Origin of the sequence: Pontibacillus chungwhensis BH030062, from assembly GCF_000770675.1 — a bacterium.
GTDB classification, from domain to species: Bacteria; Bacillota; Bacilli; order Bacillales; family BH030062; genus Pontibacillus; species Pontibacillus chungwhensis.
Genome location: NZ_AVBG01000001.1, coordinates 24489 through 50753 on the forward strand (window position 1 = coordinate 24489; position 26265 = coordinate 50753).

At 41.3% G+C, this 26265-nt stretch carries 24 protein-coding genes and 1 other annotated feature; all 24 genes read left to right on the forward strand.

The window, feature by feature from the left end; all coding sequences use genetic code 11:
- Positions 1-357 precede the first annotated feature (357 nt).
- The 24 genes from N780_RS00120 (at position 358) to pyrE (ending at position 26252) form a co-directional block, all read left to right on the forward strand.
- A complete protein-coding gene (locus N780_RS00120; protein WP_036778483.1) occupies positions 358-1632 on the forward strand; it encodes an IS110 family RNA-guided transposase in 1275 nt (424 codons plus the stop codon).
- Positions 1633-2533: 901 nt separating this feature from the next.
- A complete protein-coding gene (spoIIGA, locus tag N780_RS00130; protein ID WP_052114824.1) occupies positions 2534-3457 on the forward strand; it encodes a sigma-E processing peptidase SpoIIGA in 924 nt (307 codons plus the stop codon).
- A gap of 26 nt (positions 3458-3483) precedes the next feature.
- The gene (gene sigE, locus N780_RS00135) at positions 3484-4203 is read left to right on the forward strand and encodes an RNA polymerase sporulation sigma factor SigE (protein ID WP_036778497.1); all 720 of its coding nucleotides are present in this window, start codon (positions 3484-3486) and stop codon (positions 4201-4203) included.
- Between the two features lie 312 nt (positions 4204-4515).
- Positions 4516-5295: an RNA polymerase sporulation sigma factor SigG gene (gene sigG / locus N780_RS00140; protein WP_036778499.1), complete on the forward strand. Its 780-nt coding sequence runs from the start codon at positions 4516-4518 to the stop codon at positions 5293-5295.
- Positions 5296-5501: 206 nt separating this feature from the next.
- On the forward strand, positions 5502-5771 hold the full coding sequence (locus tag N780_RS00145; protein WP_036778502.1) for a YlmC/YmxH family sporulation protein: 270 nt from the start codon (positions 5502-5504) through the stop codon (positions 5769-5771).
- Between the two features lie 75 nt (positions 5772-5846).
- Positions 5847-6656, forward strand: a complete 810-nt coding sequence (gene pgeF / locus N780_RS00150) for a peptidoglycan editing factor PgeF (protein ID WP_036778506.1) — start codon at positions 5847-5849, stop codon at positions 6654-6656.
- Positions 6657-6674: 18 nt separating this feature from the next.
- Complete coding sequence (locus tag N780_RS00155; protein ID WP_036778510.1) at positions 6675-7355, forward strand: YggS family pyridoxal phosphate-dependent enzyme; 681 nt, start codon at positions 6675-6677, stop codon at positions 7353-7355.
- A 15-nt stretch (positions 7356-7370) separates the two neighbouring features.
- The gene (locus tag N780_RS00160) at positions 7371-7832 is read left to right on the forward strand and encodes a cell division protein SepF (RefSeq protein WP_036778511.1); all 462 of its coding nucleotides are present in this window, start codon (positions 7371-7373) and stop codon (positions 7830-7832) included.
- An 8-nt stretch (positions 7833-7840) separates the two neighbouring features.
- Positions 7841-8107, forward strand: a complete 267-nt coding sequence (locus tag N780_RS00165) for a YggT family protein (RefSeq protein ID WP_036779778.1) — start codon at positions 7841-7843, stop codon at positions 8105-8107.
- Between the two features lie 112 nt (positions 8108-8219).
- Positions 8220-8993, forward strand: a complete 774-nt coding sequence (locus tag N780_RS00170) for a YlmH family RNA-binding protein (RefSeq protein WP_036778512.1) — start codon at positions 8220-8222, stop codon at positions 8991-8993.
- A gap of 147 nt (positions 8994-9140) precedes the next feature.
- The gene (locus tag N780_RS00175; RefSeq protein ID WP_036778514.1) at positions 9141-9656 is read left to right on the forward strand and encodes a DivIVA domain-containing protein; all 516 of its coding nucleotides are present in this window, start codon (positions 9141-9143) and stop codon (positions 9654-9656) included.
- A gap of 49 nt (positions 9657-9705) precedes the next feature.
- Positions 9706-9937: a binding site (T-box leader), on the forward strand.
- Between the two features lie 86 nt (positions 9938-10023).
- Entirely contained in the window at positions 10024-12777 is a 2754-nt protein-coding gene (gene ileS, locus N780_RS00180; protein ID WP_036778518.1) for an isoleucine--tRNA ligase, read from the forward strand.
- Between the two features lie 192 nt (positions 12778-12969).
- Positions 12970-13434: a signal peptidase II gene (gene lspA / locus N780_RS00185; RefSeq protein WP_036778520.1), complete on the forward strand. Its 465-nt coding sequence runs from the start codon at positions 12970-12972 to the stop codon at positions 13432-13434.
- Complete coding sequence (locus tag N780_RS00190; protein WP_036778527.1) at positions 13431-14336, forward strand: RluA family pseudouridine synthase; 906 nt, start codon at positions 13431-13433, stop codon at positions 14334-14336. Before lspA ends, N780_RS00190 begins: the two co-directional genes overlap by 4 nt.
- Before the next feature lie 199 nt (positions 14337-14535).
- Entirely contained in the window at positions 14536-15078 is a 543-nt protein-coding gene (gene pyrR, locus N780_RS00195; RefSeq protein WP_036778528.1) for a bifunctional pyr operon transcriptional regulator/uracil phosphoribosyltransferase PyrR, read from the forward strand.
- 164 nt (positions 15079-15242) lie between these two features.
- Positions 15243-16619, forward strand: a complete 1377-nt coding sequence (locus tag N780_RS00200; RefSeq protein ID WP_036778530.1) for a solute carrier family 23 protein — start codon at positions 15243-15245, stop codon at positions 16617-16619.
- A 170-nt stretch (positions 16620-16789) separates the two neighbouring features.
- A complete protein-coding gene (locus N780_RS00205) occupies positions 16790-17716 on the forward strand; it encodes an aspartate carbamoyltransferase catalytic subunit (RefSeq protein ID WP_036778532.1) in 927 nt (308 codons plus the stop codon).
- Positions 17676-18965 (forward strand): dihydroorotase, encoded by a 1290-nt coding sequence (pyrC, locus tag N780_RS00210; protein ID WP_036778533.1) that lies wholly within the window; start codon positions 17676-17678, stop codon positions 18963-18965. The genes N780_RS00205 and pyrC overlap by 41 nt, the downstream gene beginning before the upstream one ends.
- Positions 18943-20049 carry a carbamoyl phosphate synthase small subunit gene (locus N780_RS00215; protein ID WP_036778535.1) on the forward strand — a complete coding sequence of 369 codons (1107 nt, stop codon included), beginning with the start codon at positions 18943-18945 and terminating at the stop codon, positions 20047-20049. The genes pyrC and N780_RS00215 overlap by 23 nt, the downstream gene beginning before the upstream one ends.
- Positions 20028-23240 carry a carbamoyl-phosphate synthase large subunit gene (carB, locus tag N780_RS00220; RefSeq protein WP_036778537.1) on the forward strand — a complete coding sequence of 1071 codons (3213 nt, stop codon included), beginning with the start codon at positions 20028-20030 and terminating at the stop codon, positions 23238-23240. The genes N780_RS00215 and carB overlap by 22 nt, the downstream gene beginning before the upstream one ends.
- Positions 23234-24001, forward strand: coding sequence for a dihydroorotate dehydrogenase electron transfer subunit (locus N780_RS00225; protein WP_036778539.1), 768 nt, complete (start codon positions 23234-23236; stop codon positions 23999-24001). Before carB ends, N780_RS00225 begins: the two co-directional genes overlap by 7 nt.
- Positions 24001-24936 (forward strand): dihydroorotate dehydrogenase, encoded by a 936-nt coding sequence (locus N780_RS00230; RefSeq protein ID WP_036778541.1) that lies wholly within the window; start codon positions 24001-24003, stop codon positions 24934-24936. The genes N780_RS00225 and N780_RS00230 overlap by 1 nt, the downstream gene beginning before the upstream one ends.
- Positions 24908-25624: an orotidine-5'-phosphate decarboxylase gene (pyrF, locus tag N780_RS00235; RefSeq protein WP_036778544.1), complete on the forward strand. Its 717-nt coding sequence runs from the start codon at positions 24908-24910 to the stop codon at positions 25622-25624. The genes N780_RS00230 and pyrF overlap by 29 nt, the downstream gene beginning before the upstream one ends.
- Positions 25611-26252, forward strand: coding sequence for an orotate phosphoribosyltransferase (pyrE, locus tag N780_RS00240; protein WP_036778546.1), 642 nt, complete (start codon positions 25611-25613; stop codon positions 26250-26252). The genes pyrF and pyrE overlap by 14 nt, the downstream gene beginning before the upstream one ends.
- Positions 26253-26265: the final 13 nt, after the last annotated feature.

The window sequence follows — 26265 nt, forward strand, 5'->3', positions numbered from 1 at the left end:
AGCATTTAAGCTGTAGGCTTTTTATATTGATCAGGTTTTCTAATAGAATTTGATGTCTTCCATATAAGCCTCCATTGTATGGAAGACTTGAAGCTGAGATAGATATGTTTTGCGCTAGATGGGGAGAGGTTTCCGTCAGCTTTAATGGAGCGTAAGGCGGGCCTGGGAAATCACTCGCTTTCCGCGGGCGAGCTGTCGAGCCTCCTCGGGAAAACCACCCTGCGGGGTCTCGTCTACCTCTTTCTCCCGCAGGAGCATTCCTGTCGGAAAAAGATAGGGGTCTTGAAACAAAAAAAGCCCTCCTTTATGATGCATTTGTACAACCAAATACAACCACCATAAAAGGAGGACTCACAAGTGAATGATAAACGAAATGAGCGCTTAAATCAAATCACGGAACAGACGATTGTAATTGGGATTGATATCGCAAAACACAAGCACTATGCCATTGCGGTTGATGATCGAGGAAGAGAACTAAGTAAAGCTTTCCCTATCGACCAGAACCGTAAAGGGTTTGAAAAGTTTACGTTTCAAATCCAAGAGCTACTAGATAAACACGGGAAAGATCATGTGCTGATCGGCTTTGAGCCCACTGGCCATTATTGGATGAATTTAGCTGCTTATTTAATAGGAGCTGATATTCCATTCGTGGCGGTTAACCCGATGCATGTGAATCGTTCAAAAGAGTTTGATGATAACTCGCAAACCAAGAACGATCAGAAAGACGCACGCATCATCGCAAAACTTATAGTGGGAGGCTATTTCAGTTATCCCAAAGTCCCCGGAGGTATTGAAGCAGAGCTTCGGAACGGGTCAGCCTTTCGCTGGAAATTGAGAGAGGAACAAACCCGTATTAAGAATCAAATCACTGGCTGGATGGATCAATACTTCCCTGAATTCACAAGTGGGATCAAGGGGTTAGGACAGTTATCTTGTGCGGTTCTAAAACAAACGCCGTTGCCTGAAGACCTCTTGGGCCGAAGCGTTGAAGATCTAGCCAAGTTGTATAAAGAAGAAGGCGCAAAACTCGCTTCAAAACCTAAGATTCGTGAGCTTCAAGAGCTAGCTCAGCGTTCTATAGGCCTTACAGAAGGATCTCAAATGGCTCGTATTGAAATTGGCACATTAATTGACCAATACAGACTAGTGGAACGGCGATTAACGGCATTAGACCAAGAGCTAGAAAAACTGGCCAAGCAGTTGCCGGAATTTGAATTTCTTCTTTCCGTACCAGGCATTGGAGTCAACACGGTCACCGATTTACTCGCTGAGACCGGTTCTCTTAAGCAGTACAACAGTCCACGCCAAATCATCAATCTAGCGGGATTATCACTGCGAGAGAATTCATCGGGGAAGCACAAGGGACAAAAGAAACTATCCAAGCGTGGAAGAAGGCGATTAAGAAGCTTATTATATAAAGCAATTATGCCCCTGCTTCGAAACAATGACGTCTTCCATGAACTATATACGTACTATATTACAAGAACCAATAATCCTTTAAAGAAGAAGGAAGCCATGGTTGTGCTTTGCGGAAAACTAGTTAAGATCTTTTTTGGACTCTCGGTACATGAATCCTATTTTAATGAAGACAAAATGAGACAGGACCTTCATTGCCTCGAAAAGGCCTCGTGAGTGCATTCCGGGCTTAAGACCATAAGATGACATGGAGAAGCTGGCGCAGGGCGAGACGAAGAACTTCGAGTTCATGCAGGAGAATAAAGCCGGCCTCTGCCTTATGATGAGACCCAACGAAGGAATGTAAGCGCGCGACGCCAAGAGACATGGGAGGGTACGTCCTCATAAGAGAGCAGGGATCCAAGATGCATCGCTAGATAGGTTTAGGAGATTCTTTTCCAATAAGAAACCGCAACGCGTCAACCCACCTTCCAACATTTTGAAATTAGTGTTCTAAATCTCATATGTGTGAACCTAAAAAATTTTTTTCAAGAGTCACAAACAACTATAACCCCTGGTGCATCAACATTTTCGGAGGGAGTCTCGCAATTTCCAGGCCCACCTTTGCTAAATGGGTAGAGACGGAAACGCGCCATATTTGTGAGGTGGGCGGCTTAAGAGCAACTATAATAAGCGGGTCCGTTCATCAGATTAAAGTCAGGGTAGGCTTGGGGACTGCGAGACTCCCGCGGGAAATGGAGCCTAGGGGAGACCCCGGAAAGCGCGTAGCGATTGAGGAGGCTTCCCAGCTCCCCGCAGGAAAGCGAGTGGTCCCCAAGCCTGCCCACCTTCTCTTCTAGCAACGGACCTCCCCTGACCAAACGTCTCAGCTTCGTGTCTTCAACAATCCTAACCTGTTCTTGAATAAATACATAATCATAGTCTAGTATTACTTTCTTCATATAGTGTAAAAAGTATTAAATAGATGTATGCTTCTCATTCACAAAAACCTTCCGACAAAACCTGCTTAAATCTATAAAAATAAGTTTCAACTTCCTCTCATAATGTGACAGACTTCTTTATCTATCTCTTCTATACTAAATTTCAACAGATGAAATTCCTAAGAGAAAGGGATGAAATGTTGACCATTTATTTGGATGCTGTTTGGCTTCTGAACTTTTTCCTAGACTGGATGATCTTACTTCTGACGCATAGTTTATCCAAGTCAAGAAGCCCCAGGTATCGTTTGGCTCTTGGTGCTGTTGTGGCTTCGTTGTTAGTTCCACTGAACTTATTTTATCCATCTTCCTTATGGGCTACGCCAGCTGGAAAAGGCCTTTTCTCACTACTTATTATATTCACTGCTTTTGGTTACCGAAATGTACGATTGTTTGCTAGAAGGCTCTTCTTATTCTACTTTGTGACGTTTTCAATTGGTGGAGGGCTGTTTGGACTCTATTACTTCTTAAATGAGCAGATCTTTGTTTCGAGTGGAGTCATTGTTACGTATCAAACAGGGTTTGGGGATGGAATCAGCTGGTTGTTTGTTCTAATCGGTTTCCCTATTGTTTGGATTTTCTCTAAACGTAGAATGGAGCAGCTTATTGTCCAAAAGATTAAGTATGATGAAATCCTTCCTGTTTCTATCTCAGTAAATAACCATGTACAACAACTTTTATCCTTTGTAGATAGTGGCAATCAGCTTGTTGATCCAATTACGAAGCAACCTGTCATCATATGTGATGAGGCAGTTATGAAGGAGTGGTTTAAAGAAGAGGAGTGGGAGAATATCCATAAAGTACAACAAACCCTTGATTTTGAACTTATTCCTGAGGGCTGGACGGATAAGTTTAGAATTGTGCCTTATCAAGGGGTGGGAGGTACAAGTCAGTTTATGCTCGTCTTAAAACCGGACTGGATTCGTCTAACGATTGAAGATAAGCCAATTTCGGTAGACCGGGTCCTTATAGGGATTCAATTTGGACAACTCTCACCAGACGAAAGCTACCAATGTTTGCTACATCCACATTTACTAAAGTCAATAGCTGTTGACTCTGCATAAATGTTTTACAAAAGGGGAGGAGAACTATGAGAAAATGGAAGCTTAAAGTTCAATTATGGTGGTATAAGCTTTTATACAAATTAGGCTGGAAAACAGATGAAGTGTACTACATTGGGGGAAACGAGGCTCTTCCACCACCGCTTAGTAAAGAAGAAGAAGCAGAACTCTTGCAAAAGCTTACGAAAGGGGATCAAGCTGCGAGAGCCATCTTAATTGAACGAAATTTAAGGTTAGTGGTTTATATAGCCCGCAAGTTTGAAAATACAGGGATTAATATCGAGGACTTAATTAGTATTGGAACCATTGGACTGATTAAAGCAGTTAATACCTTTAATCCTGAAAAGAAAATTAAATTAGCTACGTATGCTTCTAGGTGTATAGAAAATGAAATTCTTATGTACTTAAGAAGGAATAACAAAATTCGCAGTGAAGTTTCATTTGATGAGCCACTAAACATTGATTGGGACGGAAACGAATTGCTATTATCAGATGTGTTGGGAACGGATGAGGATATTATTACAAAAGATTTAGAAGCAAGCGTTGATAAGAAATTGTTGCTAAAAGCTTTAGAGCAGCTGAATGATAGAGAAAAGCAGATAATGGGATTACGATTTGGGCTAGTCGGAGAAGAAGAACGAACACAAAAAGACGTTGCTGATATGTTAGGGATTTCACAGTCCTACATCTCAAGATTAGAGAAGAAAATTATTCGTCGTTTAAAGAAAGAGTTTAATAAAATGGTGTAGAAGAATAATGTATTAGACGAAAATGATTCAGTTCATTTTCGTCTTATTTTTTTGGAACTTTGTTTACCACTCAAGATTATATGGATATCGATCTACAGATATACCATTATTTCCATACATAAGATATGGATTTATACGGTGAAAAAAGAAGAACTGTAAATTTTTTTAGTTCTTCTTTTTTTAGCGATTTATAGCTAATTCTCATGTAAGAAAGCTGTTAGGCTTCCATACATGAAAAGACACTCGTGCATAAATTTCCCTCGCCAGGAGATACTGTTTTTTGACAGCAGCTCCACTGAGGAGGGTATAGATTTGACACGACATAAAGTTGAAATTTGCGGAGTCGATACATCAAAATTACCGGTACTTAAAAATGATGAAATGCGTAAGTTATTTACGCAAATGCAAGCAGGAGACGAAAGTGCCAGAGAAGTGTTAGTAAATGGGAACTTACGTCTTGTGCTGAGTGTTATTCAGCGCTTTAACAATCGAGGAGAATACGTGGATGACCTTTTCCAAGTTGGTTGTATTGGACTAATGAAATCCATTGATAATTTTGATTTGGGTCAAAATGTAAAATTCTCAACCTATGCTGTACCAATGATTATTGGAGAAATTAGACGTTACTTAAGGGATAATAATCCTATTCGTGTTTCTCGTTCGTTGAGAGATATCGCTTATAAAGCTTTACAAGTACGAGAGAAGCTCATGAGTAAGACGTCTAAAGAACCAACACCAATGGAGATTGCTGAGGAAATGGGAGTTCCCCATTCCGATGTTGTGTTTGCTCTTGATGCAATTCAAGATCCAGTTTCATTATTCGAACCCATTTATAATGATGGTGGGGACCCGATATTTGTTATGGATCAGTTAAGTGATGAGAAAAACAAGGATTCGATTTGGATTGATGAGATTGCCTTACAAGAGGGTATGAGAAGATTAAACGACCGAGAGAAAATGATTTTGAATAAGCGATTTTTCCAAGGGAAAACGCAAATGGAAGTTGCTGATGAAATAGGGATTTCCCAAGCTCAAGTTTCTCGTCTTGAAAAAGCTGCAATCAAAGAAATGAACAAACAAATGTATGACTAATGAATGGGTCTAAGTACATATGACATGTACTTAGACCTTTTCTGTTATTTCTTTTAAAGTTAATCACTCGAAAAAGCATGCTGGTGTTTGAAGCAACAATCACAGTTTAGGGTGTACTTAAATAGTTCCACCTCAATATTGAATATATATTCTGGTGAAGATTAAGCCATCTTGAGCATAAAATAGCTATAAAGGTGGTGTCATGAATGGTGACGATATCTGAGTTACAAGTAAAAGAAATAATTTCAGTAGAGAATGGTCAAAAAATTGGTCACATGACTGACTTAGAAATTGATGTAGATAAAGGGAAGCTCATTGCCATTGTAGTTGGGACAAAGGGAAAGATGATGGGGTTATTCGGTAAAGATGAGGAACTAGTTATTCCTTGGTCTTCGATCTTAACGATAGGAGAGGATGTTATTTTAGTGAAAAATGTGACACGTCCTGAATTATATCCTCCTGAAAAGCCAGAATAAGCGGATTCACTCAAGAATTTTCCTACAGAATGTGATAAAATATACGAAACCATTATTTTTTTGGAGGTAAGAAGCATGGAGAGCTTTCATCATACACATCCTTCTTATATGGAGTTAACGAAGTGGACGTATCCTCATCCTGAACTGACTGTAGGGCTTACTACACGTATAGGCGGTACAGGAGAGGCTCCGTTCGATTCGTTCAACCTGGCCTGGCACGTTCCTGATCAACAAGATACGATTAGAAAAAATAGAGAAACGCTGGCTCAATTATTAGATTTTCCACTCGAATCCTGGGTAGGTGGGGAACAAGTTCATAAGACAGAAATTAAACGTGTTACAAAGAAAGATTTAGGGAAAGGTGCAACTTCAAGAGAAACCGCCATTCCGGATTGTGATGGCCTAATTACAAACGAACCGAACGTACTCCTTACTGCTTTTTATGCAGATTGCGTACCATTATTTTTCTTTGACCCAGTACATAACTGGATTGGTATTGCTCATGCTGGTTGGCGAGGAACCGTCGCTAGCATGGGACCTAAGATGATTGAAGCTTTAGAAAAGTATGGTGCGGACAGAAGACACATTCGAGTTGCAGTAGGACCCTCAATAGGTGGCGATGCGTACGAAGTAGATGATGCTGTGATAGATCAGATTCCTAAACATTTTCGCTCTGAACCGACAGTAATTGAACAAGGAAGTGGAAAGTATTTATTGTCACTTCAGCAGATGCACAAGGAATTGCTCATGCAAGCAGGTATTAAAGAAGACCATATTGAAGTATCAGAATATTGTACATATCAAAACAGTCATTTGTTCTTCTCCCATAGAAGGGATGAGGGCAAGACCGGTAGAATGTTAGGTTTTATCGGGTTTAAAAAGTAAGAAAGGAGACATTTTTTCGTGGACATCAAGAAAAATGTCGAGACTGTGACAGAAGAGATCAAACAAGCCTGTGAAAGAAGCGGGAGGAACTCTTCAGATGTTACAGTCATAGCAGTGACAAAATACGTTTCTATTGAACGCACTAAAGAAGCAGTTGATGCCGGGATCACACACTTAGGAGAGAACCGTTCTGAAGGTTTACAAGAAAAGTTTGACGCCATGGGGTCAGAAGCAAAATGGCATTTTATCGGGTCTTTACAATCTAGAAAAGTTAAAGATGTTATTGATATTATAACGACTATACATTCCTTGGACAGACTTTCTTTAGCTAAAGAAATTCATAAGCGTGCTAACCAAAAAATTTCTTGTTTCGTTCAGGTGAATGTTAGTGGTGAAGAATCTAAACACGGTATATCACCTGATGAGGTTCTTTCGTTTATTGAGCGTTTGTCAAACTATGACAATATTATAGTAGAAGGGCTAATGACGATGGCACCACATACTGAAGATGAAGAACGTTTACGTTCTACTTTTCATCACCTACGCGAGATAAAAGAAGAGGTAGAGAGAAAAGGTTGGGTCCATGCTCCTTGTCATGGATTATCAATGGGGATGAGCAACGATTATCAGATTGCCATTGAAGAAGGAGCAACCCATGTACGCATTGGCTCAAAGTTAGTCGGTCGTGAGGATCAATAAAAGAGGTGAAAAATCATGGGATTCATGAAAAGTGTTAAGAAAATTTTCGCTTTAGAAGATGAATATGAATATGAATACGAATATGTGGATGCTGAAGAGGAAGAAGTGGACCAAAGAAATCATCCCAAGCAACGTGAACCACAGACGAAAGAAGAGAAAAAACAAAACGTAGTCAGTTTAAAAAGTGTACAACCTGCTTCTAAAGTTGTTCTACTTGAGCCAAGAACGTATAATGAGGCACAAGAGATTGCTGACAATCTAGTCAATCGTAAAGCGGTTGTCATTAATTTGCAGCGAGTAGATCATCATCAAGCAAAACGGATTGTAGATTTTTTAAGTGGAACCGTTTATGCTATAGGTGGGGATATGCAAAAGCTAGGCTCACAAACCTTTTTGTGCACGCCTGATAATGTAGATGTCTCTGGCAATATTTCAGAAATGTTTGCTAGTGATGATGAATACGAGAAAAGGTGGTAGACAATTTGATAGGGATCATTTTTGAATTTTTAAGCTTTGCGCTTTCAGCATATTTTTATGCGCTTATCGGTTACATCTTAATGTCCTGGTTCCCAGGTGCACGAGATTCTTCAATTGGTCGATTTCTAAGTGCGATTTGCGAGCCGTATTTGGAGCCCTTCCGAAAGATTATTCCTCCACTTGGAATGATTGATATTTCGCCAATCGTGGCGATTTTTGCTTTAAATATTGCTCAGTTATACGGTTTACCCGTATTGTATGATATTTTAGTATAATCCATAAGAAATGAACCGATTATGGGATGTCTAAAGAGGGCTTTTCTCTTAATGATTAGAGAGGAAGTTTTCACTAGACATCCTTATTTTATAGATCAAGTAGGTGAATGTGATGGACATCTATCAGCATTTCCGTAAAGAGGAACAACCCTTTATCGATCAAGTGTTATCATGGCAGGACGAAGTGGCTTCTCGCTATGAAAGGAAAGTAAGTGACTTTCTTGACCCAAGAGAGCAGCACATATTTCGTTCTATTATTGGTAATAATGAAGATTTTGTATTAAGGGATTTTGGGGGTTATGAAGCCTCAGAACGTAAACGCATTATATTAGCCCCATTTTATGAAAGTCCGTTGGATGAAGAGTTTGGTGTGACCTTATTAGAAGCCAGTTATCCAAGTAAGTTCGTTACACTTGAGCATAGGGACGTGCTTGGTGCATTCATGTCTCTAGGTATTAAACGTAATAAGTTGGGTGACTTAATCGTAACGGATACACATATTCAAATTCTTATAGCAAGTGAAATTGCAGATTACGTTAAGATGAATCTGACAGGTATTAAAAAAGCTGGCGTTTCGTTTGAAGAACGCCCCTTAGGAGAAGTTCTTCAAACACAAGAAGAGTGGCAAGAGCAATCTGGAACTGTATCATCTCTCCGTTTAGATGTTATGGTGAAAGAGATCTACAACATTTCGAGGCAAAAAGCTGGTTTATTTATTGACAAGGGAGCTGTAAAGGTAAACTTTCGCAAAGTAGAAGATCCTTCATTCACTTTAGAAACGGGAGACCTTATATCACTGAGAGGCAAAGGTCGTAGCGTTGTAAAAGAAATTGAAGGTAAAACCAAAAAAGATAAATGGCGAATTGTGACGGCTGTGTTAAAATAATAAATAGAGGGCAAAAAGTTAATTCTCTCTTTTTTCGATAAATTTACATGAATACTTGTGGAAATGAGAAGGATTTAGTGAGGTTTTGTCGAATTTATAGCTTACTGAAGAAATGTGTATATTTATTTATTAAAGGAGGTGGCCCTAGTGGCACTTACACCATTAGACATCCATAACAAAGAGTTTACGCGTGGGTTTAGAGGATATGATGAAGATGAGGTCAATGAATTTCTTGATCAGGTCATCAAAGACTATGAATCAGTCATTCGTGAAAAGAAAAACCTAGAGGAAAAAGTAAGCCAGCTTGAAGAAAAGCTTGGTCACTTTAGTAATATAGAAGAAACGTTGAATAAATCGATTCTTGTGGCTCAGGAGACAGCAGAAGAAGTGAAGGGGCATGCAAACAAAGAATCGAAGCTTATCTTAAAAGAAGCTGAGAAAAATGCGGATCGTATTATAAACGAAGCGTTATCGAAATCTCGTCGAATATCATTAGAAGTTGAAGAACTAAAAAAACAAGCTAAAGTGTTCCGTACTCGTCTAAAGATGATGGTAGAAGCACAGCTTGACATGTTAGAAACAGATGACTGGGATGAACTGTTCAATGAGGAGATCGATGAAGAAACAGAATATGAAAAAGAGCTAGCCGAAAATAATTCTTGACGCTTGAGCTATTTTTACATATAATTCATTAACAGAACTCTATCTATATACACATATGATGACAGGGACAGTACGAAATAATTAATCTACACAAGCGAATCAGGGATGGTGGAAGCCTGAGTAAGATATTATTTTGGAAGATCACCCTCGAGTACCTCTATTGATTTTATTTGTAAATAGAGGCGTTTCATTCACGTTACGAATGCTAGAGTGGATTTTTAAAGACGTCGTATGTCTTTTAATCTATAAGGGTGGTACCGCGAGACCTTCTCGTCCCTTCTGGGATGAGAGGGTCTTTTTTGTTTTTTTAAAGGTATCAGTCCATAGCAAATTGACTATGCTGAACTTATGAAGGAGGAACGGTTTAATGAACTATAAAGACACCTTGCTCATGCCTAAGACGGAGTTTCCTATGCGAGGGAACCTTCCAAATCGTGAGCCTAAAATGCAACAACAATGGGAAGACATGAATATTTATGAAAAAGTACAAGAGCGTACACAAGGACGCCCGCTATTCGTACTTCATGATGGCCCTCCGTATGCCAATGGGGACCTTCACATGGGTCACGCTTTAAATAAAGTATTAAAAGATTTTATTGTACGATATAAATCTATGGCAGGATTTCATGCGCCTTACGTACCAGGATGGGATACACATGGCCTTCCGATTGAGCAAGCACTAGCGAAAAAGAAAGTTAACCGTAAGAAGATGACGGTCGCTGAATTTCGTGAAAAATGTGCTGAATATGCGTTAAAACAAGTTGATAACCAGCGTTATCAATTCAAGCAACTTGGTGTACGCGGTGACTGGGATCACCCATATATCACGTTGAATAAAGATTACGAAGCTGCCCAGATCGAAGTCTTTGGAACTATGGCAAATAAGGGTTATATCTATAAGGGTAAAAAACCAGTTTACTGGAGTCCTTCATCCGAGTCCGCATTAGCTGAAGCGGAAATTGAGTATCAAGACAAACGATCAGCTTCTATTTACGTCGGATTTGATGTTAAAGAAACAAACGGCGTTTTAGAAGGAGATGAAACGTTTGTAATCTGGACTACTACACCTTGGACGATTCCGGCTAACCAAGGTATTGCGGTTCATCCTGAATTGAACTATGTAAAAGTGAAAGTAGATAACGGTAACTATATCATTGCTGAGAAATTAATTGATGAAGTTGCAGAAGCTCTTGAATGGTCAGATCCAGAAATCGTTAAGACATATAAAGGGAGCGAACTTGAACGAGTAGAAGCACAGCACCCCCTTTATGATCGCACATCTCTTGTCGTGCTTGGTGACCACGTTACGACAGACGCTGGTACTGGTTGTGTCCACACAGCACCAGGGCACGGGGAAGATGACTTCTGGGTAGGTAAACAATATGGACTTGAAGTTCTTTGTCCAGTTGATGAAAAAGGATATTTCACAGATGAGGCACCTGGATATGAAGGTTTGTTCTATGATGCAGCAAATAAAGACATCACAGAAAAGTTAAAAGAAGTAGGGGCTTTATTAGATCTAACATTTATCACGCACTCTTATCCACATGACTGGCGTACGAAAAAACCAACGATTTTCCGTGCGACAAGCCAGTGGTTTGCTTCGATTAAAGATTTCCGTGAAGATATTCTTGAAGAAATCAAACAAACGAAGTGGACACCGGCATGGGGGGAAACGCGTCTTTACAACATGGTTCGTGACCGTGAAGATTGGTGTATCTCAAGACAGCGTGCTTGGGGTGTTCCTATTCCTGTGTTCTACGGTGAAGACAATACTCCGATTATTACAGAAGAAACTATCCAACACGTTTCAGACTTATTCCGTGAGCACGGATCAAACGTTTGGTTTGAGCGTGAAGCAAAAGACTTGCTTCCTGAAGGCTTCACATCAGAGCACAGCCCTAATGGAACGTTTACGAAAGAACAAGACATCATGGATGTTTGGTTCGACAGTGGCTCTTCTCACCAAGCTGTTCTTCATGAACGTGAGGAACTAGCTCGTCCGGCAGATCTTTACCTAGAAGGTTCTGACCAATATCGTGGTTGGTTCAACTCTTCTCTTTCTACAGCTGTTGCTGTAACAGGAAAAGCACCATTTAAAGGTATTCTGAGCCATGGCTTTGCTCTTGATGGTCAAGGTCGTAAGATGAGTAAATCTGTAGGGAATGTAATTGTTCCAGATAAAGTTATGAAGCAGCTTGGTGCAGATATCCTTCGTCTGTGGGTTGCAAGTGCAGACTATCAATCAGACGTACGTATATCAGACGATATCTTGAAACAAGTATCAGAAGTTTATCGTAAGATTCGAAATACGTTCCGTTTCTTGCTAGGTAACTTACATGACTTTGATCCAAAAACAAACTACGTAGAGCAAGAGAATCTTCAAGAAGTCGATCGTTATATGCTCCTGCGCTTACAAGAGCTAACAAGCACAGTGCGTAAGGCTTATGATGAATATGAATTCTCTACCATCTATCATGCGGTTCATAACTTCTGTACGATTGATTTGAGCTCGTTCTACTTGGACTTTGCAAAAGACATCCTTTACATTGAAGCAAAAGACGATGCCCGTCGTCGTAGTATTCAAACGGTTTACTACGAAATGATTACGTCTCTTACGAAGCTTCTATCGCCAATTCTTTCTCACACAGCAGATGAGGTTTATCAACACATCCCTGGCGTGGAAGAGGCGAGTGTTCAATTAACGGATCTTCCGGAAGTTCAAGAAGTTAAAAATCATGAAGCTCTTAAAGCGAAGTGGGATCACTTCATGGAGGTTCGTGACGATGTCTTAAAAGCGCTAGAAGAAGCACGCGCTGACAAAGTAATTGGTAAATCTCTAGAAGCCCACGTGTCGATTGTTCCAAAAGATGAACAAACAAAACAGCTTCTAGAAAGTGTTGACCATTTAGAACAGCTGTTGATTGTATCAGGAGCTACAGTTGCTGATACAGCAGCAGAAGCCAAAGAATATGATCACGTATCTGTTCTTGTAAAAGCTCACCCAGGTGAGAAATGCCAGCGCTGCTGGGTTGTTTCAGAAGAAATCGGTGAAAGCGAAGCTCATCCAGAACTTTGCCCACGCTGTGCTTCTGTTGTAGAAGAGCACTACAAAGCATAAGAACTTGTAAACAGCCTGCTTCCGCCATTTGGCGGAGGCAGGTTTTTCATTCCCCTTATAACTTTATTAATGAATCATTTCAGGACTGAATATGAGGGGTGTGCCTTACTTGAATTAGGATTTTCGCGCACGTTTCTTAGAAGTGTGGTAAAATGCTAAAGGAATAGTTTGTGTAGAACGGAGGAACATGTTTTGTGGTATTACGTTTTGGCGATTGTAATCATACTTATTGATCAACTGACGAAATGGATAATTGATACACAAATGAAGTTGCTAGAAAGTATCCCTGTGATTGAAGATGTTTTTTATATTACGTCTCACCGTAACAAAGGAGCAGCATGGGGGATGCTAGAAGGACAGTTTTGGTTTTTCTATATTATTACAACATTCGTGATCGTTTTTGTGATCTATTACATTCAAAAGTATACAAAAGATAACCCCTTGCTTGGAATTTCTCTTGGATTAATCCTAGGCGGTGCTGTTGGGAATTTTATCGACCGAATTTTTAGAAAAGAAGTCGTAGATTTCCTTGATGTTTATATTGGTAGCTATGATTTTCCGATCTTTAACGTAGCTGATTCTGCGCTTGTTGTCGGAGTAGGGCTTGTCTTTATAGCTACAATTTTAGATGAACGAAAGAAAGGAAGCGCAAAATGAGTTTAAACACCCATCATATAACACAAGAAGAACATAATGAGAGATTAGATAAAGTATTAACAGCTTTGAACGAAGATGCATCTCGTGCCCAAGTACAAGCATGGGTAAAGGATCAATTCGTAACGGTTAATGGTGCTCACCAGAAGAGTAACTATAAATGTCAAGAAGGAGATGTCTTATCCTGGGAGATTCCAGAACCAGAACCAATGGAAGTATTGCCAGAAGACATTCCTGTTAACGTCGTATATGAAGACGAAGATGTAATTGTAGTGAACAAACCTAAAGGGATGGTCGTACATCCTTCAGCTGGTCATAGGGGCGGTACACTTGTAAATGCTCTCCTACATCATTGTCAAGATCTATCAGGTATTAATGGAGTCATGCGCCCAGGTATTGTTCATCGTATAGATAAAGATACAAGCGGACTTTTAATGGTTGCAAAGAACGATAAAGCTCATACATCTTTAGCGGAACAGCTTTCGAATAAAACAGTGGAACGTAAGTATGTAGCCTTAGTTGAAGGTGTGATTCACCACGAATATGGAACCATTGATGCTCCAATTGGGCGTGACCCGAAAGATCGCCAGAAACAAGGTGTTGTAGAAGGTGGCAAAAATGCTGTCACTCACTTTAAAGTGTTAGACCGCTTTGAGGAACATACACTTGTCGAATGCGTTTTAGAAACAGGGCGTACTCACCAGATTCGTGTACACATGAATTATATCGAGCACCCAATTATAGGGGACCCTAAGTATGGACCTCGCCGAACGCTTGATTTAAACGGTCAAGCCCTTCACGCGAAAGAGCTTGGATTTGAGCATCCTTCTACAGGAGAATGGCTTCACTTTGATTCCGATCTCCCAGAAGAGCTGAAACAAGTTTTAGAGCATTTGTCTTTATAAAGGTTGACGAATTTAATGTTCTATGGAATAATAGGGAACTAGAATAAAGACCTTTAAAACAGTCCCGTGAGGCTGAGAAGGGTACGGATAAAAGAGACAGTTATGTCCCTAGTCGGGTAAACGTCTATCTAAATCCCCTTCTACCACGGTAGAAGGGGATTTTTTCGTACCTCGTGAAAATAGGAGGGAATAAGACAGCATGGAGAAGAAAGCACTCGTACTAGATGAAGCTGCCATACGGCGCGGACTCACAAGAGTTGCCCACGAAATCCTTGAGAAGAATAAAGGGGGCAAGGGTCTTGTACTTGTTGGAATAAAAACAAGAGGTGTCCCGCTAGCGAAGAGGTTAGCTGAAAAGATCTCGCAAATAGAAGGGGTCGAAGTACCGATTGGTGAAGTAGACATCACGCTTTACAGAGATGATCTAACGAAATCTGAGGACAACGAAGATCCTACTATTAAAGGAACACACGTTGAAACAGACCTTGCCGGTAAGAAAGTCATTCTTGTCGATGATGTTCTCTACACAGGAAGAACGGTTCGGGCAGCTATGGATGCCATTATGGATTATGGTCGACCAGCCCAAGTTCAACTTGCTGTTCTAGTAGACAGAGGCCATCGTGAATTACCAATTCGAGCGGATTATGTAGGTAAAAATGTTCCAACTTCTCAAGAAGAAGTCATTGGTGTTCAGTTGTTGGAATCAGATGAAGTGGATGAAGTTAGTATTTATACGAAGTAAAAATAGAAGACCTTTAAATGAAGTCCTGTGAGGCTCGAAAGGTCGCAATGACTAGGCAACGTGTATCGATTGGACACGTCTACCTCTTTGCGAGCTTTCGCAAAGAGGTTTTTTTATGGAATGAAATCAAAGCAAAGCATGCTCATATAAGAGGAGGATCATTAATGAAGAAGAACCAAGTGAATTTAGGCGTACGAGAAGTACCGAACTTGCCTAAGTGGATTGCTTTAAGTTTACAACATTTGTTTGCCATGTTTGGGGCTACAATCTTAGTACCATTCCTTACTGGATTATCTCCAGCCGTTGCTTTAGTATCGAGCGGCGTAGGTACACTAGCCTATCTGGCCATTACAAAGGGAAGAATACCTGCTTATCTTGGTTCAAGTTTTGCCTTTATACCTCCCATTATAGCTGCAGATCAAGCAGCAGGGGTTCCGGGTATTATGCTCGGGAGCTTTATGGCTGGCCTGGTATACGGTGGAGTTTCCATGCTCATTAAGGTATTTGGAACGAAATGGATTATGAAAGTTCTTCCACCGGTAGTAGTAGGTCCTGTCATCATCGTAATCGGACTAGGGTTAGCGTCTACTGCAGTGGATATGGCGATGAACGATAGTGATGGGAATTACTCATTAACTTATATGACAATAGCGGCTGTTACACTAACGTTAACCATTATTGCCTCCTTGTTCTTTAAAGGATTTATGAGTATCATCCCAGTTCTCTTTGGAATAATAGGCGGCTACTTGTTCGCATTAACGCAAGGTGTAGTTGACACTAGTGGAATACAAGCTGAATGGAATGGGATTACATCAGCAACAGGAGTCCTGAGCTTTTTAGGTAGCGTGTTCCAAATGCCAGACTTTACATTACCATTTAGAGATTTCTCACCAGGGTCAGTGCCGATTGCAGAAATAGCCCTAATTATGGTACCCATTGCATTTGTAACCATTGCTGAGCATATAGGAGATCAAATGGTTCTCTCAAAAGTCGTTGGTCAAAACTTCCTTGACAAACCAGGCCTTCATCGCTCTATTGCAGGAGACGGTTTAGCTACTATGATTGCCTCCTTCTTAGGAGGACCACCTAATACCACATATGGAGAAAACATTGGGGTCTTGGCTATTACAAAAGTATTTAGTGTCTTTGTCATCGGTGGAGCGGCCGTAACCGCCATTTTCTTCGGATTTATTGGTATTGTTACAGAAGTGATCGGTGCAGTCCCATCAGCGGTTATGGGCGGGGTATCCATCCTTCTGTTTGGAATTATCGCTTCAAGTGGACTGCGGATGCTGATTGATAACAACATTGATCTTGGGGACAAACGAAACTTAATCATTTCCTCAGTTATCTTGGTGATTGGAGTGGGGGGTGCAAAACTTCAATTTGACGGTTTTGCCGTATCTTCCATGGCATTAGCAACACTAGTCGGGGTACTATTAAACTTGGCACTCCCAGGCAAAGAATCTGCATATGGAAATGGAAACATGTTCAAAACTGAAGAAGAACAAGCTGAAAAGTCAGATGAATCAGCTGCTTGAATCGACAACAACACTTTTTAAAGAAGTCCAGAGAGGTTTCAAAGGGTGAAAAGGTTCGATCTGTGTTTCGTGCGCTTTTTTATAAAATCACGGACCCAGTCTAACCAGCATCCTTAACTCAGGATGCTGGTTTTTTTATACCTTTTCTAAAACCAGAAAGGGAGAGTAGCATGAAACATATTCTAACAATGAATGATTTCACGAATGAAGAGATTTATAGCTTGCTAATACAAGCAAAACGGATGAAAGATGGTAAAGTTCAATCTTTCCAAGCTAAACCAACCTTTGTAGCTAACTTATTCTTTGAACCTAGCACAAGAACAAAGATGAGCTTTGAAGTCGCAGAGAAGCGATTAGGGTTAGACGTTCTGGACTTTTCTCCAGAGAGTTCAAGTGTTCAAAAAGGCGAATCTCTCTACGATACTGTTCGAACAGCTGAATCTCTAGGTGCTTCTGCAGTAGTTATTCGTCATCCAAGAGAAGGGTTTTATCATGAGCTGGTCACCGGGGTGTCAATCCCGATCATAAACGGCGGTGATGGTAAAGGCGAACATCCTTCACAGTGTTTGTTAGACCTCTATACGATCTATGAAGAGTTTGGAACTTTTAAAGATGTGCATGTGGTCATAGCAGGCGATGTCAAACACAGTCGAGTAGCGCGTTCAAATGCATACGCACTGAGTCGTTTAGGGGCGAAAGTAAGCTTATCAGGGCCCAAAGAGTGGAAAGACAATACACTTGATTTCCCTTATCTTGAAATAGATGAGGCAGTGCAACAAGCAGATGTTCTTATGCTCTTGCGTATTCAAAATGAGCGACACAATCAAAAAGGGAGTCAGTCTCAATACTTACAACAGTACGGTCTAACATTAGATCGGGAGCAGAAAATGAAATCACATAGTATTATCTTGCATCCTGCACCAGTGAACAGGGGAGTTGAGATTGAGAGTGAACTGGTTGAAGGGGAGCGTTCGCGCATCTTTACTCAAATGGAAAACGGGGTTTATGTGCGAATGGCCATGATACGAGCGGCATTACAAGAAGGGGGTAAAACAGATGAATACACTAATCAAAAATGTACACAACTTACACAATAATGAATTAACCAATCTACTCGTTGAAGGAAAGATCATTAAAGGGTTTACTTCAGAAGAACCACCTGTAGACAGAATCATAGACGGGAAAGGATGCGTGGTGGCTCCTGGCTTTGTCGACGTTCACATTCATCTGCGTGAACCCGGTGGAGAAGCGAAAGAAACGATCGCTACCGGTACAAAAGCAGCTGCTCGTGGAGGGTTCACGACAGTTTGCGCTATGCCAAACACGCGACCTGTCCCTGATAGTGAGGAACATTTAAAAGCACTACAAGAGAAAATCAGAACGAAAGCAAGTGTTCGTGTCTTACCTTATGCATCAATTACAACAAGGCAATTGGGACAAGAATTAACAGATATGAGGATTTTAAAGGAAAATGGAGCGTTTGCATTTACAGATGATGGAGTAGGTGTTCAGTCTGCTGGGATGATGCTTGAAGCAATGAAGAAAGCCGCCTCCTTTAATATGTCCGTGGTTGCTCATTGTGAAGACAACTCCCTAATTCACGGGGGCGTTATGCACCAAGGGGAGAGGAGCAGAGAGCTGGGACTACCGGGTATCCCTTCAATCTGTGAATCCGTTCAAATTGCTCGTGATGTCTTACTTGCAGAAGCTACTGGATGTCATTACCACGTTTGTCACGTAAGTACAAAAGAGTCAGTACGAGTGATCCGGGACGCCAAACGAGCGGGTATTCCTGTAACAGCAGAAGTTACCCCGCATCATCTTTTGTTAACCGAAGATGACATTCCAGGTGATGATGCCATGTTTAAGATGAACCCTCCTCTTCGAGCGAAAGAAGATCAACTTGCACTTATTGAAGGATTAGAAGATGGGACGATTGACTTTATCGCTACGGATCACGCTCCTCATACAGACGAAGAGAAAGAAGGGGGATTCTTAAGTGCTCCTTTCGGTATAGTTGGTCTTGAAACGGCATTCTCCTTGTTATTTACCCATTTTGTAAAAACAGGGCGGTGGACATTAGAACAGTTGGTAAACTGGATCAGCTACAAGCCAGCTAGAGTGTTTGGGTTGCCGTACGGCACACTTCTAGAAGGAGCGCCTGCAGACGTAGTGCTTTTAGACCTTAAGGCAACAGCAGAGGTGAATACGGAAGATTTTGCTTCAAAAGGGAATAACACTCCTTTTAGTGGTTGGCAAGTATCGGGCAGACCCGTTCTCACAATGGTTGATGGAGAAGTAATTTGGAAAGGGGTAGAAACATATGAAACGACAACTCATTCTTGAAGATGGAACAATTTTGATCGGAGAAGCTCTGGGAAGTGACAATCTTACAAGCGGTGAGGTCGTTTTCAATACAGGGATGACTGGGTACCAGGAAATTCTTTCTGACCCATCTTACTGCGGACAAATTGTAACGTTAACGTATCCTCTGATAGGAAATTACGGCATAAATAGAGAAGATTTTGAAACAATTAACCCTTTCATAAACGGTCTTATCGTGAAAGAAGCGTGCTCTCACCCTAGCAACTTCCGCTCTGAGGAGACACTAGATGCCTATTTAAAGGCAAGAGATATTCCTGGAATCAGTGGTATTGACACACGGATGTTAACGAAGAAGATCCGCCAGTTTGGAACGATGAAGGGAACTTTTGCTTCAATCGAACAATCTACTGAAGAAGTAATAGCAACACTTAAAAATGAGAGTTTTCCCACAGATCAGGTTCAACGTGTTTCAACCATTAAACCATATGTGGTGCCAGGTCGGGGAGAACGAATTGTCCTGGTTGATTACGGTATGAAACATGGGATTTTAAGAGAGTTCACAAAACGCAATTGTCATGTAACGGTTGTTCCATACAGCACAACTGCAGAAGAGATATTAAAACTAAATCCAGACGGGGTCATGCTTTCTAACGGACCAGGAGATCCAAAAGATGTACCTGAAGCGGTAGAGATGGTTCAGGGGCTGCTAGGGGAACTTCCTTTGTTTGGCATTTGCCTTGGACATCAACTCTTTGCTCTAGCGTGCGGGGCAGATACGGTTAAGATGAAGTTTGGTCACAGAGGTTCGAACCATCCAGTAAAAGATATAGCAACCGGTCGAGTGTATATGACTAGTCAAAACCACGGGTATGCTGTGGAAGAATCATCAGTTGAGGCTACAGATTTACAAATTAGTCAGTACGCTTTAAATGATGGGAGTGTTGAAGGGCTTTTCCATCCTAAATATTCAGCCTTTTCTGTACAGTATCATCCAGAGAGTGCGCCAGGACCAGAAGATTCAAACGGATTATTTGATGAATTCCTATCTATTGTGAAACGAGATAAGAGAAGGGAGCGAGTTGTATGCCAAAGCGTACAGATATAAATAAAATATTGGTGATTGGATCAGGACCAATCATTATAGGTCAAGCAGCGGAGTTCGATTATTCTGGTACGCAGGCATGCCAGTCGCTAAGAGAAGAAGGCTATGAAGTCATTCTAGCAAACTCAAATCCAGCTACGATTATGACAGATGAAACGATAGCGGATGAAGTATACATGGAGCCTTTAACTGTAGAATTCCTTGCAAAAATTATTCGTAAAGAGAAGCCAGATGCCCTTCTACCTACACTTGGAGGTCAAACGGGTTTGAATATGGCGGTGCAACTAGAAGAGGCTGGAATCTTAAAAGATTTCAATGTTGAGTTACTAGGCACATCCCTTGAAGCCATTCAGAAAGCTGAAGATCGGGAAAAGTTCCGTTCTTTAATGTATGAGTTAAATGAGCCAGTTCCAGAAAGCAGGATTGTAAGTACGGTAGATGATGCTCTACAATTTGCTGAAGAGATTGGATATCCTGTCATTGTTCGCCCTGCCTACACAATGGGAGGAGCAGGAGGGGGAATGTGTTACACGAGGCAAGACCTTGAAACCATCGCTCATTCTGGTCTTCAGCTTTCACCTGTCAATCAGTGTCTAATCGAAAAAAATATTGCAGGCTTTAAAGAGATAGAATATGAAGTGATGCGGGACCATAACGACCACGCCATTGTGGTCTGTAATATGGAAAACGTTGACGCGGTAGGAATTCATACCGGGGATTCAATCGTAGTAGCGCCGAGTCAGACTCTCAGTGACCGGGAGTACCAAATGCTTAGGAACGTTTCATTAAAAATTATAAGAGCTTTAGAGATTGAAGGAGGCTGTAACGTTCAACTAGCATTAGATCCAAACAGCTTTGACTATTACATCATTGAGGTCAATCCAAGGGTGAGTCGATCATCAGCTCTTGCATCAAAAGCGACAGGATATCCAATAGCCAAAATTGCTGCAAAGATTGCCGTTGGACTAACGCTTGATGAGATTAAGAATCCTGTAACGGAAACATCGTATGCCTTGTTTGAACCAGCTTTAGACTATGTGGTATCCAAAATACCACGATGGCCATTTGATAAATTTATTAAAGGCCACCGTATTCTCGGTACGCAAATGAAGGCAACAGGAGAAGTTATGGCTATTGGACGTAACTTTGAAGAATCTATGCTTAAAGCGGTTCGCTCGTTAGAAATTGGCACAGAAGAGTTGTACTTAAAGGAAATTACACATTTACCCCAAGAAGAATTGGTTGAACGTCTTGTGAAAGCGGATGATGAGCGGCTGTTTATCATTGCAGAAGCTTTACGCAGAGGAATGACAACGGATGAGATCGTCCACCACACCAAAATCGATCCCTTCTTTGTGGAGAAGTTTGAAGGGATTATACAGTTAGAGAAGCAATTGGAAGAGAAGTCGTGGGATAAGGATCTTCTTAAAATCGCTAAAGAAAAAGGCTTTTCAGACACTGCGTTGGCACGCTTATGGAATACAACAGAAGATGAAGTATACACGTACCGCACGAATGAAAGTATTGTCCCAGTATACAAGATGGTAGATACATGTGCAGCTGAATTTGAATCCACCACACCTTATTTTTACAGCTCATATGAAACGGAGAATGAATCCGTTCAATCAGAGCGGGAGAAGATTCTTGTACTTGGCTCTGGTCCAATCAGAATTGGGCAGGGAGTTGAATTCGACTATGCGACTGTCCATTCCGTACTAGCACTAAAAGAAGCAGGATATGAAGCCATTATCATGAATAATAATCCTGAGACGGTTTCAACAGATTTCAGTATTTCTGACAAGCTTTACTTTGAACCTCTAACACTAGAAGACGTTATGCATGTGGTTGAATTAGAAAAACCTAAGGGTGTCATCGTGCAGTTTGGAGGCCAGACAGCTATTAATCTAGCGGACGGATTAGCTAGAAGAGGCGTCAATATTTTAGGTACTTCTTTAGAAGCAATTGATCGCTCAGAGGATCGTGACAAATTTGAATATACCCTTTCTAAACTTGGCATCCCGCAGCCAAAGGGAATTTGTGCTACTACAGCCGAGGAAGCGATGCGGGCATCTGAAACGCTTGGATTCCCGCTAGTTGTACGCCCATCATACGTTCTTGGAGGGCGTGCAATGGAAATTGTGTACGAGCAGTCTGAATTGGAACGCTATATTGAAGAAGCTGTAAAAGTACACAAAGACCATCCTGTTCTAATCGATACGTATATGACTGGGATTGAAATTGAAGTGGATGCCATCAGCGACGGAGAAACCGTTGTTATACCAGGTATAATGGAGCATATAGAGCGAGCAGGTGTTCACTCCGGAGACTCCATTGCAGTCTATCCAACGCAGCGTATAAGCGAAGACATAAAAGAAAAATGTGTAGAGTATACAACACGAATTGCACGAGAACTTGGCATTGTGGGCTTAATCAACATTCAGCTTGTACTTCACAATGACGAAGTATACGTACTCGAAGTAAATCCAAGAGCAAGTCGTACAGTCCCGTTCTTGAGTAAAATTACCGGTGTAACAATGGCGAAGCTAGCAACCGACCTCATTATAGGAACTCGCTTACAAGAGCTTGGCTATTCTGACGGGGTTTTACCTGAACCAAATGAAGTCTTTGTGAAGGTGCCAGTCTTCTCGTTCGAGAAGCTTCGAAGTGTAGACACATATCTTGGGCCTGAAATGAAATCAACTGGTGAAGTGCTTGGTCGTGACGTCACGCTCGAAAAAGCGCTATATAAAGGATTAACAGCATCGGGAATTGAAGTGCCTCGGAATGGAGCTGTCTTGATGACAGTAGCGGATAAAGATAAAGAAGAGCTCTTAGAACTTGCAACTCGCTTCCATCAGCTTGGATTTGAACTATATGCTACTGAAGGTACTGGATCAACGCTCGAGGAAGAAGGTCTTCCTGTTACAAAAGTCGCTAAAATTGGTTCAGAAGAACAAACCGTTCTAGATGTAGTCCAAAAAGGGCAAGTTCACATGGTTATTAATACGCTAACAACAGGCAAACAACCACGAAAAGATGGCTTCCGTATTCGCCGTGAAGCGGTAGAGCATGGTCTTCCATGTATGACATCCTTGGATACTGCATCAGCGATACTAAGAGTGATTGAATCAATGACTTTTACAGCGCAGTCCATGCCAAAGACGACAAAACAAAAGGTGAGTGTACCATGTTAAAGAAGGACGACATGCACGTACTCCAAAATAAATGGATTGCTTCTAACACATTCGAGATGAAACTTACTGGTCGCTTCGTCAATTCGATGAAGCAACCAGGCCAGTTTCTACACATTAAAGTTGGAGATGGAACTTCTCATGTATTAAGAAGACCACTGTCTATTGCGAATGTAGATCATCATATAGTCACGGTTATCTATAAAATCGTTGGCAAAGGTACTAAATGGCTTTCGGAAAGGAAAATAGGAGAAACGGTTGATGTTATTGGCCCACGTGGAACAGGCTTTCCGATAGAGGGGGTTCGTAATGAGCATATTGTTCTGATTGGTGGGGGTGTAGGTGTACCACCCCTATATTATCTCGGCCGAAAGCTTGTTCAACAAAGTAACACCGTCACTTCTGTTCTAGGTTTTCAAGGTAAAGATGGGGTCTTTTATGAAGATGCATTCCGTGAGCTGGGGGAAACTTTGATTACTACTGATGATGGGAGTTACGGCTATAAAGGACGCGTAACGGATTTAATCGGTGTGCTTAATCAAGATGTAACACAGTACTTCTCTTGTGGTCCTAAGCCAATGCTCAAAGGAGTCTCAGAGACATTTACGATCCCTGGGTTTATCTCGCTAGAAGAACGAATGGGCTGTGGAGTAGGGGCATGTTTTGCTTGCGTGTGTGAAACAAGTGACCCTGAAGATTCGAAAGGATATAGGAAAATCTGTCAAGATGGTCCAGTATTTCCTGCTGGAGAGGTGGTGTTGTAATGGACTTACGAGTATCGTTACCTGGCTTAGAGTTGAAAAACCCAATATTGCCTGCATCAGGCTGTTTTGGATTTGGTCGAGAATTTAGTGAATTTTATGATCTAAATGAGCTTGGTGCCATTACCATCAAGGCCGCCACTAGTGAGGGGAGGTTTGGGAACCCGACTCCAAGAGTTGCTGAAACATCAGGAGGAATGCTAAATGCGATTGGCCTTCAAAATCCGGGTGTTAAGCGCATTATGGAAGAAGAACTCAAATTTCTCGAACAATATGAAACCCCGATACTTGCCAATGTAGCTGGTAGTACTGAAGAGGAATATGTAGAAGTAGCCAGAGAGCTTGGGGCCCATCATAGGGTGAATGCTCTTGAACTGAATATCTCTTGTCCTAATGTGAAAGAAGGCGGGATTCAATTTGGAACAGATCCTTCGCTTGCTGCTTCTTTAACAAGAGCTGTAAAGAGTGTTAGTGAAGTGCCAGTTTACGTTAAATTGTCTCCTAATACAGGCGATATCGTAGAGATGGCAAAGGCGGTAGAAGGGGCTGGAGCTGATGGGTTATCCATGATTAACACTCTTGTTGGAATGAAGCTAGACCTAGGAACTGGGCGTCCTATACTCGCAAATGGGACGGGTGGCTTATCAGGCCCTTCTATTAAACCTGTAGCAATCCGCATGGTCTATCAAGTAAGTCAGGCTGTATCCATTCCTATAATCGGTATGGGCGGGGTAACATGTGTAGAAGATGTCCTTGAGTTTTTATTAGCAGGAGCAAGTGCAGTAGCTGTAGGGACGGCTAATTTCCAAAACCCTCTTATTTGTCCTGAGCTCATTGAACAACTACCTGAGCTTATGGATAGATGTGGATATGGTTCTGTACAAGCGTGCATTGGAAGGAGCTTTAAACATGAAGAAACCTCTTTATCTGGCACTTGACTTTCCATCTGGAACTGATGCACTGCGTTTTATTCAGGATTACGATCTAGAAGGCGTGCCTGTTAAGGTAGGCATGGAATTGTACTATAAAGAAGGTGCTGAGATCGTGAAGACTTTAAAAGAACAAGGGCATCACGTTTTTCTGGATTTAAAGCTCCATGATATCCCGAACACTGTAAGATCAGCTATGAGAAACCTTGCTTCTTTACGTGTGGATGTTGTTAATGTTCATGCAGCAGGAGGCAGTGAAATGATTCGGGCAGCTAAAGCTGGACTGCTTGAAGGAACAAGGGAAGGAGACAATCCCCCGTTGCTCTTAGCAGTCACTCAATTAACCTCTACAACTGAACGAATGTTGCAAGAAGAACTTAGGATACCACTGACAGTGGAAGAGACTGTCGTCAATTATGCTCAAATGTCTTATGAGGCTGGAGCAAATGGTGTAGTCTGTTCTGCACATGAAGTAAGAGCAATACGCCAAGAATTGCCTCATTCGTTCCATCTCCTCTGTCCAGGGATTCGTTTAGAAGATGGAGACGACCATGATCAGAAACGTGTAGTGACACCAAATCGGGCGAGGGAACTTGGTGTGGATTCTATCGTTGTCGGTAGAGGAGTTACAAAAGCAGACGAACCACAAAAAATGTATCAATTATTCGAAAAGGAGTGGTCGTATGTTAACCGATAAACAAATTGCAAAGCGACTATTTGAAATAGAGGCACTACAATTTAGTCCAGATGAACCTTTTAAGTGGGCATCCGGTATTCTATCTCCAGTTTACTGTGATAATAGGCTTGTAATGAGTGATGTATCTTTAAGGAAAGAAATTGCTCAATCCTTAGCAGAACATATACAAGTGAAATATCCTGATGTAGAAGTTATAGCCGGATGCGCAACAGCTGGTATCCCCCACGCTGCTTGGGTAGCAGATATACTTGAACTTCCGATGATATATGTACGGGATAAAGCGAAAGGGCATGGAAAAGGGAATAGAATTGAAGGAGAAGTAAAAAGGGGACAAAAGGCGGTCGTCATTGAAGATCTAATATCTACTGGAAAAAGTTCGATCGCTTCAGCACAAGCTCTACAAGAAGCTGGTGTTGTAGTCGTGGGTGTACAGGCTCTGTTTTCATATGAACTTAAGAAAGCAGAACAGGCTTTTAAGGAAGCGTCTCTAGAGTATCACTCTCTTACGACATTTCCTCTATTACTAGAGCTGATGAAAGAACAAGATAAAATATCTCTTGAGAGCTACAGCCGTCTAAAAGAATGGAATCAAGACCCAGGAGCCTTTTCATATAATTACCAAGCCTAAGGGCATTGCTAGT

Excerpts from the sequence above, each read along its gene's own strand:
- pgeF (WP_036778506.1), top strand. The coding sequence starts at position 5,847 with ATGGAGAGCTTTCATCATACACATCCTTCTTATATGGAGTTAACGAAG.
- spoIIGA (WP_052114824.1), top strand. The coding sequence starts at position 2,534 with ATGTTGACCATTTATTTGGATGCTGTTTGGCTTCTGAACTTTTTCCTA.
- pyrE (WP_036778546.1), top strand. The coding sequence starts at position 25,611 with ATGTTAACCGATAAACAAATTGCAAAGCGACTATTTGAAATAGAGGCA.
- N780_RS00230 (WP_036778541.1), top strand. The coding sequence starts at position 24,001 with ATGGACTTACGAGTATCGTTACCTGGCTTAGAGTTGAAAAACCCAATA.
- pyrF (WP_036778544.1), top strand. The coding sequence starts at position 24,908 with ATGAAGAAACCTCTTTATCTGGCACTTGACTTTCCATCTGGAACTGAT.
- carB (WP_036778537.1), top strand. The coding sequence starts at position 20,028 with ATGCCAAAGCGTACAGATATAAATAAAATATTGGTGATTGGATCAGGA.
- N780_RS00215 (WP_036778535.1), top strand. The coding sequence starts at position 18,943 with ATGAAACGACAACTCATTCTTGAAGATGGAACAATTTTGATCGGAGAA.
- N780_RS00160 (WP_036778511.1), top strand. The coding sequence starts at position 7,371 with ATGGGATTCATGAAAAGTGTTAAGAAAATTTTCGCTTTAGAAGATGAA.
- pyrC (WP_036778533.1), top strand. The coding sequence starts at position 17,676 with ATGAATACACTAATCAAAAATGTACACAACTTACACAATAATGAATTA.
- N780_RS00145 (WP_036778502.1), top strand. The coding sequence starts at position 5,502 with ATGGTGACGATATCTGAGTTACAAGTAAAAGAAATAATTTCAGTAGAG.
- N780_RS00200 (WP_036778530.1), top strand. The coding sequence starts at position 15,243 with ATGAAGAAGAACCAAGTGAATTTAGGCGTACGAGAAGTACCGAACTTG.
- ileS (WP_036778518.1), top strand. The coding sequence starts at position 10,024 with ATGAACTATAAAGACACCTTGCTCATGCCTAAGACGGAGTTTCCTATG.
- pyrR (WP_036778528.1), top strand. The coding sequence starts at position 14,536 with ATGGAGAAGAAAGCACTCGTACTAGATGAAGCTGCCATACGGCGCGGA.
- N780_RS00170 (WP_036778512.1), top strand. The coding sequence starts at position 8,220 with ATGGACATCTATCAGCATTTCCGTAAAGAGGAACAACCCTTTATCGAT.
- N780_RS00190 (WP_036778527.1), top strand. The coding sequence starts at position 13,431 with ATGAGTTTAAACACCCATCATATAACACAAGAAGAACATAATGAGAGA.
- sigE (WP_036778497.1), top strand. The coding sequence starts at position 3,484 with ATGAGAAAATGGAAGCTTAAAGTTCAATTATGGTGGTATAAGCTTTTA.
- N780_RS00205 (WP_036778532.1), top strand. The coding sequence starts at position 16,790 with ATGAAACATATTCTAACAATGAATGATTTCACGAATGAAGAGATTTAT.
- N780_RS00225 (WP_036778539.1), top strand. The coding sequence starts at position 23,234 with ATGTTAAAGAAGGACGACATGCACGTACTCCAAAATAAATGGATTGCT.